General features: G+C 41.5%; 12 protein-coding genes and 1 pseudogene. All 13 read right to left on the reverse strand.

The window, feature by feature from the left end; genetic code table 11:
- Positions 1-278, reverse strand: a 278-nt coding sequence (locus tag KQI87_RS02540) for a DegT/DnrJ/EryC1/StrS family aminotransferase (protein WP_216458787.1), incomplete at its 3' end; no start/stop codon positions are given.
- Positions 271-960 (reverse strand): DivIVA domain-containing protein, encoded by a 690-nt coding sequence (locus KQI87_RS02545; protein ID WP_216458788.1) that lies wholly within the window; start codon positions 958-960, stop codon positions 271-273. The genes KQI87_RS02540 and KQI87_RS02545, both read right to left, overlap by 8 nt.
- Before the next feature lie 19 nt (positions 961-979).
- Entirely contained in the window at positions 980-2,533 is a 1,554-nt protein-coding gene (locus KQI87_RS02550) for a polysaccharide biosynthesis tyrosine autokinase (RefSeq protein WP_216458789.1), read from the reverse strand.
- 3 nt (positions 2,534-2,536) lie between these two features.
- Entirely contained in the window at positions 2,537-4,198 is a 1,662-nt protein-coding gene (locus KQI87_RS02555) for an MSCRAMM family protein (RefSeq protein ID WP_216458790.1), read from the reverse strand.
- A 3-nt stretch (positions 4,199-4,201) separates the two neighbouring features.
- The gene (locus KQI87_RS02560) at positions 4,202-5,758 is read right to left on the reverse strand and encodes an EAL domain-containing protein (RefSeq protein ID WP_216458791.1); all 1,557 of its coding nucleotides are present in this window, start codon (positions 5,756-5,758) and stop codon (positions 4,202-4,204) included.
- 78 nt (positions 5,759-5,836) lie between these two features.
- Positions 5,837-7,297: pseudogene (locus KQI87_RS02565) on the reverse strand (polysaccharide biosynthesis protein); the annotation flags it as partial.
- Between the two features lie 254 nt (positions 7,298-7,551).
- Positions 7,552-9,732, reverse strand: a complete 2,181-nt coding sequence (locus tag KQI87_RS02570; protein ID WP_216458793.1) for a histidine kinase — start codon at positions 9,730-9,732, stop codon at positions 7,552-7,554.
- 115 nt (positions 9,733-9,847) lie between these two features.
- Entirely contained in the window at positions 9,848-10,570 is a 723-nt protein-coding gene (locus KQI87_RS02575) for a phosphatase (protein WP_216458794.1), read from the reverse strand.
- 451 nt (positions 10,571-11,021) lie between these two features.
- Complete coding sequence (mmsB, locus tag KQI87_RS02580; protein ID WP_216458795.1) at positions 11,022-12,194, reverse strand: multiple monosaccharide ABC transporter permease; 1,173 nt, start codon at positions 12,192-12,194, stop codon at positions 11,022-11,024.
- Between the two features lie 5 nt (positions 12,195-12,199).
- Complete coding sequence (mmsA, locus tag KQI87_RS02585; RefSeq protein ID WP_117674399.1) at positions 12,200-13,738, reverse strand: multiple monosaccharide ABC transporter ATP-binding protein; 1,539 nt, start codon at positions 13,736-13,738, stop codon at positions 12,200-12,202.
- A 161-nt stretch (positions 13,739-13,899) separates the two neighbouring features.
- On the reverse strand, positions 13,900-14,916 hold the full coding sequence (chvE, locus tag KQI87_RS02590) for a multiple monosaccharide ABC transporter substrate-binding protein (RefSeq protein ID WP_442860610.1): 1,017 nt from the start codon (positions 14,914-14,916) through the stop codon (positions 13,900-13,902).
- 322 nt (positions 14,917-15,238) lie between these two features.
- Entirely contained in the window at positions 15,239-16,360 is a 1,122-nt protein-coding gene (locus tag KQI87_RS02595) for a sugar ABC transporter substrate-binding protein (protein WP_216458796.1), read from the reverse strand.
- Complete coding sequence (locus KQI87_RS02600) at positions 16,360-17,955, reverse strand: response regulator (protein ID WP_117844168.1); 1,596 nt, start codon at positions 17,953-17,955, stop codon at positions 16,360-16,362. The genes KQI87_RS02595 and KQI87_RS02600 overlap by 1 nt, the downstream gene beginning before the upstream one ends.
- Between the last annotated feature and the right edge of the window lie 23 nt (positions 17,956-17,978).

A 17,978-nucleotide genomic window follows, 5' to 3' on the forward strand; every position in this document is an offset into this window, starting at 1 on the left:
TTTCCTTCCAGTGCTTTTTCTTTTTTTCCGTATATGCGGTTGCCAGCCAGCTTAATCGCCATATGTAATGCCGAAGTACCCGAAGTTAACGCAACTGCATATCCGCAGCCGATAATCTCCGGAATTTCTTTCTCGATTACCTCAATATTTCCACCGGCAGTAGTCATCCAATTTGTGTCATAAGCTTCCTGCATATACCGAAGTTCTTCTCCATGCATTGTAGGAGATGCCAGCCATATTTTCTTATCAAATGGTATCCATTTCGTTTCTTTATACATTCTTCTCTTTCTCCTGCATTCCAGAAAGATCTTCCACATCTATATAATCCATTTTCGGTGTTTCAATCTCTGGCAGTGAATCCAGTAATTTTATATGTTTGTGGTACATATTCAGTAATTCAGTTTTAAACTTACTGACATCCAGAAGAGCACTGTTATAATCTCTTTGAAGGCTTTCAAATTTTGTTTCCGCTGTACTGATTATGTTATGAGCCTCTTTTTTCGCATCTTCCACGATCTGTCTGGCAATTCTTTCCTGTTCCTGATGAAACAGTTCTGTCTCATTTTTAATTTCTTCTGCCTTTTGATTCGCTTCTGTGACAATCATCTCACTCATTCTCTGAGCATTCAGAATCGCATCCTGAATGGTTTTCGGATCAGCCTCAGAATTGTTTTCATTCCTTAAGATTTCAAGCTGTCTTTCGAGTTCTATGACTTTCTGTTCCAGTTCTACATTCTTATCCTGAAATTCAACCCTGTCTGTTCTCTCTCTGTCCACCGTATTATTAAGACGTTCAATCTCACCATTTAAATCTGTGATCTGTCCTTCCCATTTTCCCTGTCTCTTTTCTACGATTTCCATTTCGGATTCCAGTCTCGCTATATAATCATCTACATCTGCTTTGTTATATCCTATAAAAGAATTTCGAAATATTGGTTTACTCTGATTATCTGTGCTCATTTTTTATCCTTCCTGCCAGTTATTTCTCATCGGAATGTTTCTTTTCCCATTGTTCCCATTCTTTCTGACGTTCTGTTTTCTCATTATGTCTGTGTTCTGTCCCATGGCTTCCATGGTATCCATCTCCATGGTAATATCCATAACTCTTATTTTTCTTCAGTTCTTTCACACTGTTTACCACGCATCCCATGATCTCCATTCCTGATTTCTTCAACCTGGAAAGTGCATCTCTGATTTCTTCCATGCCGGCCTTGTCAAATCCAACAACCAGAAGTGCAATATCCGCAAGCTGATTCAGACTCATGGTATCTGCAACCTGTCCGACTGGTGCGGTATCCATAAGAAGTACATCATACCCTTCATGCAAATGACTGACCAAATCCAATAATGCATCGTCCAGTGGTACCGGCTTTCTTTCCAGAACAGATGGCAGGATATCCAGATTTCCGGTAAGTTTCGTAATCGCTTCTTCAGTTGAAGTCTCTCCTCTGTATAAAGCATTCAGAGAATGTTCATACTCCACTTTATTCAGAAACAGACCTCCCAATTTTGGATTTCTGGTATCGAAATCAATCAAAAGAACCTTCATTCCAAGTTCCGCCAGCTGAACTGCCAGATACGCGGTGACTGTTGTTTTCCCCTCATTTTTGGCAGCAGATGTGACATAAATACATGGGTGATCCATTGTTTTTATGCGATTCTTCAAAATATGAGCTGTTGAAACATAATTATCAAGAATATCAGAACCTGCCCAGTCATCTTCGCCTGTTAATATGAGATTTCTTTTTTTTCTGAAAAATCCTTTTTCCTCTGGTATCTCTCCAAGAATTTCCAGTCCAAACAATCGCTCCATATCTGAAGTTTTCAGTAACGTCGGACTCAATAAAAGCATGATCACTGACAATCCTACGCCAAACGCCATTCCCAGGACAGCCATATATACCCACATAGAAGCATTCAGGCTTCCACCTATCAGGTACTGTGACTTCGGCTGATTGATAACAGAAACATTCCCTATCTTCAGCGTTTCCACCAGAATATTCGGTGCCACCTCCATAATCGCATTCAGAATCTCTATCCCTTCTTGTGCACTTCGCCAATACAGGGTGATTTCTATTACCTGCGTTTTATTGTATTGCTCCATAATGAGATTGTTATAGATATCCTTCGTAGAAACTCCCATCAGATTCAGTCTCTCTACTGCCGCATCAAGTACCTTATCACTTTTCATGACGAATATAACAGAATCTACCATATCCTCCGCCAGATAAATATCTGTAGAGTTAGGGTCATTGGACTGCGTGGTAAATAATCCATTTTCATTCTGGGAAGTAACCGCGATTGCTGCTTTTATCGCATAGGATTTACTCATCTCTCCTCTCATATAAGAAACTACTGATAATGCAATTCCCAATATCAGTCCAATGCCTGTACATAAAACAATAAGAAGCAAATGTTTTCGTACTGCATATATAACATCTATTAACTGTAGCTGTTTTCGCTCATATCTTCCATGCTCTTTTCCTGAAGCAGTATTATTATATTTCTCTTTATTATCTTTCTCCTCTGCCAACGCTTACTGCTCCTCTCTTTCTGCTTTTCTTTGTTTATTTTTTTTGATCAAAACTATTATTAGTATAAACAAACCAAGAGCAAATCCTGCTGTTGCAAATAATGCTCCGATATCAGCGGTTGTCCAACGCTCAAATGTAAATGTCTGGATTTCAGTCTTATCTTCAACTGAAATCTTCTGCTCCTCTTTTCCACTGATCACTACCATGTAATCTCCTGGCTCCAGCCCTTCAATTGTCGTTTCAAGACCGGTTGTATTCCAGGACTTAATTACATTCTTCTCGGAATCATACAGTCCAATATTGACATCCGATACCTGACCGCGGAAAATTTTATCCCGCACGCCTATGGAAATTCGAATCAGACGATTGGTAAGTTCTATTTCCGTACTGCTGTTTCCGTCAATCAGACCTTCACTGTTAACAGTAAATGTATGATCACCATAGTCCATCTGGTAATCTTCTACTGCTTTCGTTTGTTTAATATGATACTTTGTGTTCTTCTTCAGATTAGAGATCGTAAAGCGTCCCTGTTTGTCTGTTTCAAACTTATCTACTGTCTTTCCGTCATCTGTACTCAATGTAAAGCGGGCGCCGGAAATATATGTCGTGTCATATAAAGCATCTTTTAAAATCACATTTACTGATGTCATTTCTTCGGAAACCGCTGTTATTTCAGAATCACTTGTATCACTCTTACTTCTTAATTCCACCGAGGTATCCGCTGTATTCAGCGCATAATATTTCGGTGCTTTCGTCTGTTTCAATGTATAATTGCCAAGGTATAATTCCTGGCTTTCCGCATATCCATTCTCATCTGTCTTAATGGTATCTACAATATCTCCTTCCTTATATCTGGTCGTTCCGTCTTTCGTAATAATGTTCTCAGCAGCAATCACATTAAATTCTGCCCCGGATACTGATTCCCCACTGTCCCTATCATTCAACTGCATACGGATAATATTTTTTGATGGAGTTAAAGATACAGTGACAATGTACGGCTCATCCCAGTCATATGACTGATCTACCGTAAATTCCGTGTTTTCCCCCACATCATACCCATCAATTTTAGAAAGGCAATGTAGATAATAGCTACTGAGTGGTATTCTTTCCGGTAAGTAGAAAGTACCACTTTCATCTGTCTGATATTTTTTATAATCTGTTTTCTTAGGATAATATGTGCTCAGAACCTGTAAAGCAGAATTCGTACCATATAGTTCAAATTCTATTCCTTTTGTCTTTATAGTACGGTTAGTTTCACCATCCACTGTCTGAACTAATATGGCTGCTTTATCCGTTCCATCTCCATTTCCAGCACCAGGATCTGGATCTATATATTTTTCTTTATCTTCCTCACCATCACCTTCTCCACCAGCATTTCCTCCTCCACTTCCATCCTTTTCGCTTCCTTTTCCCTGTTTCCAGGAATCACCTTCTTCATCGTCTACCTGGCCATAAGCATGATTTCCACCACCAGGATCCTCATCATTAAACTGTTCATAGCTGTCCCCCAAGTCCTTATCCACATAATCCTCATCCGGAATACGGACCAGATACAGTATCAGAAGCAGCATGACAAGAAGCACACACAGCAACAGTCCTACCATGCTGTCTGCCAGCGGCTGCCAGTAATTTATCTCTTCATTGTTTTTATTTAATTTTTTCATCCTTTATTCCTGTTCTGTTGCTGTCTCAAATGCCTCTATACTCATTGGTTTATAGAAATAATATCCCTGACCGTATACACATCCTGCTTTTTTCAGATTTGTGATCTGTTCTGTATTTTCGATTCCTTCTGCCATCAGCTCAATATTTAATTTTCTCGCCTGTTCGAAATAAGAAGCAATTTCGTTATCTTTATCTTCTGCAAGGAAACGAAGATCCAGCTTCAACGCATCCGTTTCCATATTTTCCAGCATATTGACAGAGATGTAATCTCCGTCAAATCCGTCCATGATAACCTTAAATCCAAGGCGTCTCAGTTCTCCCGCTACTTCCACAGTCGTTTCTTCACTCTGTGTATAGGCATTCTTGGCAATCTCCAGTTCCAGGGCTCTCGGCGGGATTCTGTACTTCTCCAGCATCTGTCTGAAGAATCCCACAATATCAATTGCCATGATATCTGTTTTGGAAAGGTTTACAGAAACCGGTACAGGACGGATTCCTGCATCGATCCATTTACGGATAGTCTTACACACAGATTCCCATACATAAGCATCCAGCTTGGTGATAAATCCATTTTTCTCCAGAACCGGAAGGAAAGATCCAGGCTGTAATACACCCAATGTTGGATGATTCCAGCGGACCAGAGCTTCCGCGGCTGCAAATTTTCTGGTATTAATATCCACTCTCGGCTGTAAATAGAAGGTAAATTCACCCTTTTTCAAACCTTCTCTGATCTGCGGCATCAAAAGCTGTTCATTAGCACTGCCACCCGTGACTGCCTGTCCTCCCGGTGCTGACAGGGAATATCCCGGATTCTTAGGGATTCTGTCCAGTCGGCTCAGGATTTTCTTTATGTCTGCATCCTGTTTCTTTCTGCTCTGTTCTTCCACAGACGGAATTACAAATTTATGGAAACTGTCAATAAACATCCCATATTCTCTGAGCATGGTATTCCATATCATACGGTACAGAATGTTAAACAGAATAGAAAGGATAACGCCTGAAATAGAGGTATAGAATGCGGTCTTGATACCACCAAGCAATACGCTTACACTTTCCAGAGCTGCATCTACGGAACTGAATCCGATTCCGCTGATACCTGTGATCAGACCAATAAATGTTCCCAGAATTCCAAGTCCTGTCAAGGCTCCCGGAATCTGCAGAATCAGTCCCTGCCAGGTTCGAAGCGAGAGAACATCTTCACTGATGTACTCTTCAATACCGCTTACGATCTCTTCCTGTTCTTTCTGTGCTTCTGCTTTTGCCTTATAGCTTCGAAACAGTTCATCCAGAGTTTTCTGTCTGAACAGATATTCCAGTTTAAATACTCCGATCCAGTTCTCTGTTGACTGGACATCCAGGGTCTGCTCAATGTTGTGACGCCCTGTTTTAAATCCGAAACTGTACATCATTGCCGGAAAAAGTCCCATTGCAAATCCCAGAAATGTGATAAAGCACATCACAGCCAGTACTAACATCGACAGTGTATCCGGAGCCAGACTGAATAGCAGACCGCCTGCAAGCAAAAGTAATGCGCCTGTCCCAATAATAATTTTTCTCATATATATTCTCCTGTTTTCTCGGTATTCTATTTTCTTTAACGTCCCTTAGCTTTTCGCTATGTTCTGTGCTTCACCTCTTTATGCACTGGCACTCCTGACATTAAAGCTGCTCTTTTCTTTTTCATGACAGACGTTTTCGTAATGATACGTCGGTACGATCTCTGCGACCATCTCTTTTATCTCATCTGTTTCACGATAACTTGCCTCATCCAGCTGTATCAGCTTCTGTTTAAACCATTCATCGTTCATTTCAATGGGTTTTCCGATATGTATCAGTTTATTTTCCGTACTCTGCATTCCTTCTTCTGCCATCAGAAGCTCTTCATATATTTTTTCGCCCGGACGCAGACCTGTATATTCGATTTTGATATCAATGTCCGGTCTCAGACCTGACATACGGATCAGATTTCTCGCCATGTCATCTATCCGGACAGGTTCTCCCATATCCAGAATATAAATTTCACCACCTGCTGCATAATAGGAAGCCTGCAATACCAGGGATACAGCTTCCGGTATAGTCATAAAATATCGAATAATATTTTTGTCCGTTACTGTCACAGGACCGCCCTGCGCGATCTGTTTCTTAAATAACGGGATCACACTTCCGTTACTTCCCAGCACATTTCCAAAACGCACTGCTACGAAATTGGTATTTTTGTACTGGCGGTTAAGCATCTGGATGATCATTTCACAGATTCGCTTCGACGCACCCATAATGTTGGTGGGATTAACTGCTTTATCTGTCGAGATCAGAACGAATTTCCTGACATCTGCCCTTGCCGCTGCCACTGCGGTCTTATAAGTTCCCATTACATTATTCTTTATCGCTTCATTTGGACTGTCTTCCATAAGCGGTACATGTTTATGGGCAGCTGCATGAAAAACGATCTCCGGATGGTATTTCTGCATAATGTCATTGATCCTGTTTGTATTACGCACGGATCCTATCAGAACGTCCAGTTTCATATCCGGATATTTTCTCTTCAGCTCCTGCTGGATTTCATATGCATTATTTTCATAAATATCAAAAATAATCAGCTGTCCCGGTTCATTGGCTGCAATCTGTCTGCACAGTTCGCTACCAATCGAACCTCCTCCACCGGTTACCAGAATCGTCTTTCCTTTGATACCGGCTAATACTTCTTTATTATTTACCTGCAATTGTTCCCTTCCCAGAAGATCCTGCATTTTTACTTTACGGAGCTGGTTCAGGTTTACCTCATTGCTTACCAGTTCATAAAGCGTAGGAACTGTCTGAAGTTTACATCCAGTTTCTCTGCAGATATTCAATATTTCCTGCCTGTCTGCGCCAAATGCTGACGGTATCGCGAAAATAATATCATCAATCTTATAAAACTTTACCGCTTCCGGAATATCATATCTGTTTCCTACGATTGGAACACCATCGATATCCTGTCCTGCCTTCTCCGGATCATCATCAATAAGGCAAAATACCTGCATTCCTTTTGAAGGTTTCCTGTGCAATTCTTCCACAAAACTTCTGCCAACTTCTCCGGCACCAACTATCAATATCCTGTCTGTCTTTTTCATTCGTTTCTCTCTGCCTGTACCCTTTGTATCTCTGTTTTTACTACATTCTCTGCATATGTCAAACAGATAAAATCATCTGCTTTCGCTATATAACTCTACATTGAATAACTGCTCTGCAGTCGATTCGGTTAAAGTTCGATTTTCGTCTACTTTCCCATAGTGCATTTTCATTGTAACAAACCGCTTTTCACAGAACTGTCACACTTCACTCTTTTACAACAAAAAAAGACCAAAAATCACTTTTACTGTAATCTTTGATCTTTCGGGATATGTACTGTAACTATTGTACCTTCTCCAATTTTGCTCTTTATTTCAACAGATGCCCCGCACATTGCATACAATCGCTGTTTTACATTCTGTATTCCTACATGAATTTTTCCATCCTGCGGCATTTGTTCAGGGTCAAAACCTATTCCATCATCAGCGACTTCTATCTCAAAGTAATCTTCCTTCTCCCTTGTAGATAAGGTCAGCGTACCACCATCTTCCTTCCCGCAGATTCCATGCTTCACTGCATTTTCTACCAGTGGCTGAATGGATAATGCAGGCACCAGAAATTCTGTAGCTTCAATATCATATCTGATATTGAGATCCTCATCAAACCGCATCTTCTCAAGATTCAGGTAAGCTCTTACATGCTCCAGTTCCTCACTGAAAGAAACCGGTGTATTCCGCTTTACAGATTCCAGAATATGTTTCAGATAGTCCAAGAAATCACTGATTGCTTCCTTCGCAAGTTCTACATCCTTATCACACAAATGATAAATCGTATTCAGGCAGTTATACATAAAATGCGGCCGTATCTGGCTGATCATAATAGAGACTCGCATATTGGCAGCCTCCTGTTCTTTTCTTGCCAGATTCTTATTCTGTTCTGCCGTTGATGTCACGAACATAAGAATTGCCGAAATACTCAGCGCAATATCATTCAGCGAAATACCATAATAAAAAATCAATACGACAGCCGATGCAAACGGAAGAACAAGATACGACAACATCGCTATAAAGATTCCTTTTTCAAGTTTCTTTCTATATTGAATAATCAGCGACAAATCCAATACCATTCCACACATCGGAATCAATAACGAAATGATGTGTCCCGGAGCTCTGTGATAATAGTTTTCAGCATCAATATAATAATACAGATGAGTAAACTGCGATATAATCGTCATGACGCTCGCAAAAACTGTAATAAAATAAACTGCCAAAATCCTTTTTCGAGGAACGGACTGAACAATTTTTTCGGGCTTTGATACGCTGCTTCCCTTTAAGTATTTTTTTGTCAGGTATTTTCTCCATTCTCCGATTTCCGGAAACAGATAACAGCAGACATATCCGTGAAAAAAGAACAAAAGAATGTCATTTAAAATAAAAGCACCAAAATTACTTACTCTCACCATCACTGCTGCTGTCTTTCCTGCTGCACCACGATAGCCCCACGCAAAAGTATCACTGACCAGCAGCAGAGCACTGCCTGACAGAAAACATATCAGCCAGCGCCTTTTTTCTTTGTCAAAAGTGCTGCTTATAAACATACAATAAGCCGCAATCAGGCAAAAAATAGCCCCCCACAAAAGCAACGCAACATGAATAGACTGTCTGTCAAACATTATCCTCTTAACCCCCCCCCACTTTCTTTTTGCCTGTCTGTCCTTACTCAGCTCCCCGTTCGTAAATTCAGCCCAGCTATATTGCGCCATATACTCTCCCCGGTATTTATTGATGGCATAAAGTTTCCCCTGACACCAGTCAAAATAATCGCACTCTATTTTTTCAATACAAACTCTGGATTTTCCTCTTGTATTCTCAACAATATCATCACATTTCAGCGTCTTCAATGTATCGGACATATCTTTTTTCATATTACTCAAATAACTGGCGTGCTGATCATTCTGCCACAATGCAGCCATAATCTCCGCATTTGTACAATATGCCCCATTCCTGTCTACAAGATACGCAAACATCTCTTTTGTCTTATCATACTTAAATGTAACCGGATTTCCATCCACATATATCTCAAAATTTCCAAAAGTACGGACCATCACCCGTTTCCGTGAAGCCTGTACAACCGGGTACCTGAGATAATCCAACTCTTTTCTGACCTTCTTCGTCGTGATTGGTTTCATCAGATATCCACTTACATGCATATCCAAAGCATCTTCCCTGTAATCCCCATATCCTGTCGCAAAAATAATATTAACGGCAGGATTTATCAGCTTCATCTCCTTCGCAATCTCTACTCCACTCATATTTCGCAGCTGAACATCCAGAAACACAACATCACAGATATTTGATCTGTAAAATTCCAGTGCCTCTGATGCCTTGCGAAAACTATAAACTTCCGCTGAAGGCTCCGCTTCCCCTATCGCATGAACCAGACCCTCAAGCGCAATTTTCTCATCATCCAACGCAAGTATTTTCATTTCTTCTTATATGATAACCCCAAAGCCGTTATCACCATTTCCTCCTCTGCCATTCCCAATGTTGCACGAAACAATTACTCCGTTCCCGGTAATAAATGTCAAACTTCCATCAGACTCAAAACTTCCTGTTCACATACTCCTTAATCGCATCCGCAGACCGATTCAACACCAGCTCCTCCGGAAAATCCAGCTTCGTAAGCAATTTCCTTGCCAGATCAAACTCCCCGATCAGCAAATCAAAATGCGCATCACTGTCCATTACCACCGGAACCCGATACTTCTTACACAAATTCAACATCACTGTATCATTCTCCACCGCATTCTCACGATTACAATCCGGATCCAGCGAATGATTATTCAACTCCAGAACCTTCCCATACTCCTTCGCACCCTGCACAAGCGCCTCATAATCAATCTCATATCTCCCATCATCCGGATGCCCGATAATATTCACATACGGATTCTTCATCACATTCAGATACCCTTCCGTATTCTCCAACTTAGAAGCCGGCTTCATACAAGGAATATGCAGACTCGCAACCACCACATCCATCTTAGAAAGCGTCCGCTCCGACAAATCCACAGACCCCTGCGCATCCAGAATATTCACCTCAGATCCAAGCAGCAGCTCAATCCCATACATCTGTCTCGGCACAACCTTAAGATTATCAAAATAATACTTATGACAAGTCCCCGGCATCATCGGTGCATGCTCCGTAATCCCAAGCACCTCAAGCCCCTTCTCAGAAGCCGCCTTAGCCATCTCCCTCAGCGAACAATACGCATGCCCGCTAGCCACCGTATGTGTATGCAAATCCAACACAGAATTATATCTCATAATACCTCTCTCCTCATTCGTACAAATATTTCACTTCATTATACGTCCATCCCCTTACATTCCACAAGTAAATTTTATTTTACATCCAACACCCCGCAAGGATTTTGCATAAAATGCAAAATCCTGAGACATACCGCCCCTTTCCACTGCCAACAACCAGCGCAGAAAAATAGTTTATTTCGTGTGCATTTGCAGGATACTTAGATATTCTTAGGTATCAAAAATCCGCGTTATGAGAAGAAAAGTCCTCTGTCTGAGCGCCAGCGAGTAATCCAGACTTTTCTTCTCATGCTTTTAGCGGATTTTCGATACCTTAGAATATCTTAGTATCCGAAACCGCACACGAAATAAACTATTTTTCTGCGCGTCCCTCCCACCAGACGAAAAAAAACAGAGCCCGCAATCCCGCGAGCCCTGCAATTTTTTTCTCCAAAGAGGAATAATTCACATATTATTTTACGATAAAGGATTTTCTCTTACTTACAACATCAAAGATAACCGCTGCCAGCAGAACCAATCCTTTAACAACCTTCTGAATATTCTGGTCAATACCCATAATACTCATACCTAAGTTCAAAACACCCATCAAAAGAGCACCAATAATAACACCCGGAACAGTACCAGTTCCACCATAAGCAGAAGCACCACCAATGAAACAGGAACCAATCGCATCCATCTCGAAGTTCGTACCAGCCTGAGGGTTAGCAGAATTCAGACGAGCCATAGTAACCATACCTGCGATAGCAGCCAGAAGACCCATATTCAGGTAAGCCAGGAAATAAACCTTATTAGTATTGATACCAGAAAGCTTAGTAGCCTTCTCATTACCACCAACTGCATAGAAATAACGACCTGTAGTTGTCTTAGAAGCAATATATGTATAGATTGCAATGATAACTGCTACCCAGATCAGAGAATTCGGAATACCTTTGTACTGAGCCAGACGGAACATAAATGCAAGGATAACTGCACAGATCAGAACCATCTTGATTGCTGTACCGCCAAAAGCCTCTACACTGTAGCCTTTCTTTGCACGATCTGCACGATTCTTAAGAACAAGTAAAACATATACAACACATACAATAACACCAACTACGAAACAAAGAACATTAAATCCTTCTTTTCCAAACGGATCAGGAATATAATTGTTGAACAGTGCCAGATAAGAATCAGGCATTGGTGCCAGTGTCTGTCCCTGAAGAACTACGTTTGAAAGACCACGGAAAGCAAGCATACCTGCCAGAGTTACGATAAACGGAGGGATTCGAACATAAGCAATCCAGAATCCCTGCCAAGCGCCGATTGCAATACCTGTAATCAGCATAACCAACATTGTAAGATATGGATTCATATTATTGAGAACCATCATCTTACCACCAACTGCTGCAACGAAACATACAACAGAACCAACAGAAAGGTCGATGTTACCACCTGTTAAAATACAGAACAACATACCAGTTGCAAGGATAAATACATAAGCATTCTGTGCTACAAGGTTGTTAACGTTCTGTGGAAGAAGCATAACACCTTTGGTGTTTGCCGTAAACATGATGACTACCAAAACCAGTACGATCACCATGGTATATTTCTTTAATACCTCTGAAAAACTAAGCTTTTTCTCCATCTTCTTTACGCTCCTTTTCCTGATTTTACGATCTTGGACATGATCAGCTCGGAGGTTGCCTCTTCTTTGCTGACTTCACCGACGAACTTGCCCTCATTCATGATATAGATTCTGTCTGACATTCCAAGAACTTCCGGAAGTTCAGAAGAAATCATGATAACAGATTTTCCTGCTGCTACCAGATCGTTAATAATACAGTAAATTTCGTATTTCGCACCTACGTCGATACCACGGGTAGGCTCATCCAGAATCAGAATATCCGGTTCTGCAAACATCCACTTCGCAAGAAGGACTTTCTGCTGGTTTCCACCACTTAAGTTACCTACATTCTGCTCTACAGACGGACATTTTGTTTTCAGTTTCTTTCTGTATTCCTCAGCTATCGCATACTCTTTATCTGCGTCGATAACCTGTCCATTGCTGATTCCCTTCATATTTGCAAGGGATGTATTCATTTTGATGGATTTGGAAAGGATCAGTCCGTTTCCTTTTCTGTCCTCTGTAACATAAGCAAGTTTATTATCAATTGCTTCCTGTACAGTATCCAGTTTCACTTCTTTTCCGTTGATAAACACCTGACCGGAAATTTTGGTTCCGTAGCTCTTTCCGAAGATACTCATCGCAAGCTCTGTACGTCCTGCACCCATCAGTCCGGAAATACCTACTACTTCTCCTTTATGAATCTTAAATGATACATTATCTACCACTTTTCGCTCTGAGTACAGTGGATGGTAAACAGTCCAGTTCTTTACTTCCATGGAAACGTCTCCTATCTTTACGTCAGGACGTCTCGGGAAACGGTCTGTCATCTCACGGCCAACCATACCCTGAATGATACGCTGCTCTGAGAAGTCATCTTTCTTCTTATCCAGAGTCTCAATCGTAGAACCGTCACGGATAACGGTAATCTTATCTGCAACGTATGAAATTTCATTTAATTTGTGAGAAATGATGATAGATGTCATTCCCTGTTTCTTAAATTTCAGCAACAGATCCAGCAGTGCCTTGGAGTCATCCTCATTTAAGGAGGCTGTCGGTTCATCCAGAATCAGAAGTTTGGCATTCTTTGCCAGCGCCTTTGCAATCTCTACCAGCTGCTGCTTACCTACACCAATATCCTTGATCAAAGTTCTGGAGGACTCCTCCAGTCCTACTATTTTTAAATATTTATCTGCTTCTCCATAAGTCTCGTTCCAGTTGATGGAGAATGATTTTCCTCTTTCATTGCCCAGGTACATGTTCTCACCAATTGTCATATACGGGATCAGCGCCAGTTCCTGGTGAATGATTACGATTCCTTTTTCTTCGCTGTCTTTAATCGTGTTAAATTTACAGATCTCACCATTATAGATAATATTGCCTTCATAAGTTCCATACGGATAAATACCACTTAATACATTCATCAGTGTAGATTTTCCGGCTCCATTTTCACCTACCAGCGCATGGATCTCGCCTTCTTCTACCTGAAGATTTACGTTGTCCAGTGCTTTTACACCTGGGAAAGTTTTGGTGATATTTTTCATTTCCAAAAGTATCTTAGCCAACTTCTATTTCCCTCCCTTTTTTATAAAAGAATCCTGCCTGCGGCGGGTTAACTTAGAGCGTGTTTGAAAAATACTTTCTGCATTGCAGAAATGATTTTTCAAACACACTCTGGTAAATACAGGCGGGAATTATCCCCGCCTGTAATATAAAATACTTTTTATTACTGGATCTGATCTTCTGTGTAGTATCCGGAGTCGATCAGCATTTCTTTGTAGTTGTCAACAGTAACAACAACCGGGTCGCAAAGGTATGTTGGGATAACGCCTGTGCCGTTGTCATAGGATTCTGTATCGTTAACTTCCGGTTCTTCACCTTTCATGATAGCGTCAACCATATCAACTACTGCAGATGCAAGAGCACGTGTATCTTTGAATACTGACATAGCCTGTTTTCCAGCTACAAGGTTTTTAACGTTTGGTGTATCACAGTCCTGACCGGTGATGATCGGATATTCTCCAGTGTAGGAAGCTGCAAGTGCATTTTCTACACCAAGTGCTGTAGAGTCGTTGGAGCAGAGAACTGCGTCAAGGTTTGTTCCGTCTGAGTAGTTACCAGCAATGATTGTATCCATTCTGTCCTGAGCTTTTGCACTGTCCCAGTTAGCAGTTGCAACCTGCTCGAACTCTGTCTGACCGGATTTAACTACCAGTTTGCCTTCATCGATGTATTTCTGAAGTACATCCATTGCTCCGCCGAAGAAGAAGTTACAGTTGTTATCACCAGGATCACCTGTGAATAATTCGATATTGAATGGTCCGTCCTGATTGTCAAGATCAAGTGCATCTACTAAGTATTCGCCCTGTTTCTGACCTACTTTGTAGTTATCAAATGTTGCATAGTAGGAAACTGCGTCTGAGTTCATAAGCAGACGGTCATAGGAGATAACCGGAATTCCTGCTTCTTTTGCCTGTTTCAGTGGCTCGCCAAGGCTGCTTCCGTCGATAGATGCTACAACCAGAAGGTCACATCCGTTTGCTACCTGGTTCTCAAGCTGTGAAACCTGTGTGCTTACATCGTTGGATGCATACTGAAGGTCTACTTCGTAGCCAGCTGCTTCCAGCTCTTTCTTCATGTTCTCGCCATCCTGATTCCATCTCTGAAGGTCCTTGGTAGGCATTGTAACACCGATCAGTTTCTTGTCATCCGCTTTAACAGCTACACCCGGGATGACTACCATTCCAGCTACCATTGATGCGCAAAGGATTGCAGATACCAGTTTCTTTTTCATTGTAAAAACCTCCGTTTCTTTTTTTACGTTTCTCACGTTTTCTTGATGATGTTACTATAGCACACGGAAGTCTGGACTTGGTTGGCAAGAAACAAGACATTTTAAGAAAAATAAAAATGCCCTGCATAGAACAGGACATTTTTGTTACAAAAAAGTGCTAGAAGGAAGTAGCTGATTTACGCAGTAAATCCGCGGATTCCGAATGTTTGCAGAATTGCGGGAGCTGCCTAGCAGCGGAGCAATTCGTCAGTATCGTAACTCCCCCAAAACCTCAGCTATAATCCGCATTCAGATAAACTTCGTCTCTTCGGTGAAAACCACCGTCAATGATTACTTTGTCTATATTCTCTTTTGTCACCGCAATTGGTTCAAGGATTCTGGACGATACATCATAAGTTCCGTCGTTTACAGTCTCTGTCACGCCTTCCAGCTCGGAAGGGTCTTTGCCGCTTCCGATCTCCACCGCATATTTCGCAGCTTCTCTTGCAAGATCTTCGATTGGCTTAAATGCAGTCATGTACTGCGTTCCCTCTACGATTCTCTGGCAGGCAGCCAGATCTCCATCCTGTCCCACGACAATTACATCTCCCGCCATCTGGTTCTCTGCAAGCACCTCCACGACCTGACTGGCAATATCATCATTTCCACACATGATGCCTTTGACATGCGGATATTTCTCCAGTGCTTCTTCCATATATCCTTCCGCCAGTTCTGCCATCCATCCTTCACAGTTTGCTTCATAAACAACATTAAGATCTGAATTCTTCAACACGTCATCAAAACCATTCTTGAGCATGTGGACATTATTGTCCGTGGAAGATCCCTGGATCATAAAAATATCTCCACCCTGAGGAATCGCATCGATCAATGCCTGTGCCATAATTTCGCCTACCTTGCGGTTATCAAAGGATATATAAAGATTCGTATTCGAGTTGTTAATCATTCTGTCATAAGAAATAACAGGGATTCCTGCATTCTGGGCTTTCTGTATCACGTCTGAAAGAGCGCCACAGTCCCTGGCAATCACCACGATCACATCCACCTGTTTGCTGATAAAATATTCAATCTGGCTGATCTGTTCTTTAGCATCTGCCCCTGCATCCTGCACATTTACGTCCGCACCCATTTCTCTGGCAGTCGCCACAAAAACGTCTCTGTCGCGGATCCATCTTTCGATGACAAAAGAATCCACTGTAAGTCCGATCTGTATCTTATCGTCTTCTTTCTTAGCAGACGCTGTCTTTTCCTGTTCACTTTGTGTTTCCTCTGTAGAAGAACCACATCCGCCTAGAATCAATGCTCCTATACCAATCAGTAGTGCCCCCAAAAATATCCTCTTTACAGCACCCTTCTTTTCTGATTTTTTCTTCTTATCTGTTATATGTCCCTTCATCAGCCTAACCTCTCTCTGAACTCACTCGGTGTCACACCCTCATATTTCTTAAAGATCCTGCTGAAATAATTCGGGTCACTATATCCGGACTGTGCACATATCTCTTTGATAGACAGCTGAGAATCCTGCAAAAGCTCTCTGGCATTTTTCAGTCGTATTTCTGTCAGATGTTCAATAAAGTTCTTGCCCGTCTCCTGCTTAAATAATTTACTGAAATAATACGGACTGATATCCACTTCTCTTGAAACATCATCCAATGAAATATCCTTGCGGAAGTTTTCATCGATATATTCTTTCGCCCTGTCTATAACACTAACTGCCTCTTTCTCCTTAGAATCCTCCATCTTTGCACCGATTTCTCTTGTTTTGTCCAGAAACCAGTTTCTCAGACTTTCCATGTTCGGGCATGCCTGGAGTTCCCTGATATATCCGCGTCTGTCATTAATATTATATTTCATGGTTCCTGCAAAGAAAGCCCTGCGTTCCGCATCCATTACCAGCTCCAGAATCTTAATCTCCACATCCTCTCTGGAAACGGCAGATTGTCCCTCCATCCATTCAAAAAATTCATTTGCACAGTTAAGAGCACCTGCTACATCCTTCTCCAGAATTCGTTTCTGATATCTGCTCTCCAAATCCCTTGGATATTCTCCCTCATATTTCTGTGCTACCGGCACATCCTCGATATGCACCACATGGCTGGTACTCTCTCTGAGCGCAACTACTGCCTCCTGGAAAGATTCCTTTACGCTGCCCAGTTCTTTGACTCTTCCGATTCCACAACGAAACATACTGTCGATTCTGTTCTCAAATTTATGTACCATGTTTCTGGCCCTTGTAACAATGGCAACTCTCTCCTCGTAATCCTCTTTCTCTTCTTCATATGGAACCAGAAGTACGATTCTGTTACCCATGATCGGACCTACCAGACATTCAAAGAAATCCTGAGCGATCTCGCGGAAAGTAGAGTAGAATTTATTTGCCCTGACACTTGCTCCTACTGCGTTGCTCAACACTCCATTCTCCAGAGAATCGCCAAATTCTACAACCATCATGTAGCCATATTTCTGCTGAATATCCAGAAGCTGTGTATAATTATCCTGATACGTGACAAAATCATCCTGCAACAGAATATTATTGATATAACCACTTTCTATCATAGGTACGACTGTCTCAAGTTTTTCTCTGATACGAAGATCATCACTTCTTTTTTGGCGCGTCTGGTCTACCTTTGCCATCATTTTTGCACAGGTCTCCAGGATTACCTTTTTATTTACAGGTTTGGTAAGAAATTCCTGTACTCCCAGACTCAGCGCCTCTTTTGCATAATTGAATTTATCATAGGCCGTTATGATCACAAAGGCTGCGGAACTGTTGAACTTCTTAATTTCTTTGATTGCCTGAATGCCACTGATTCCTGGCATCTGTATATCCATGAAGCAGATATCCGGCGGATATGCCTGTGCCATCTCCACCACGACTCTGCCTGACTTTGCACAGTGAATCTCACATTCATTTCCATATTCAGATTCAATGATTTTCTTTAACGACTCCAGCATGATACCTTCATCATCTGCTAACAAAATTCTGTACATTGCTTCTCTCCCCAAAATTATAT

Origin of the sequence: Blautia sp. MSJ-9 (assembly GCF_018919065.1) — a bacterium.
In the GTDB taxonomy this organism is placed as follows: domain Bacteria; phylum Bacillota; class Clostridia; order Lachnospirales; family Lachnospiraceae; genus Blautia_A.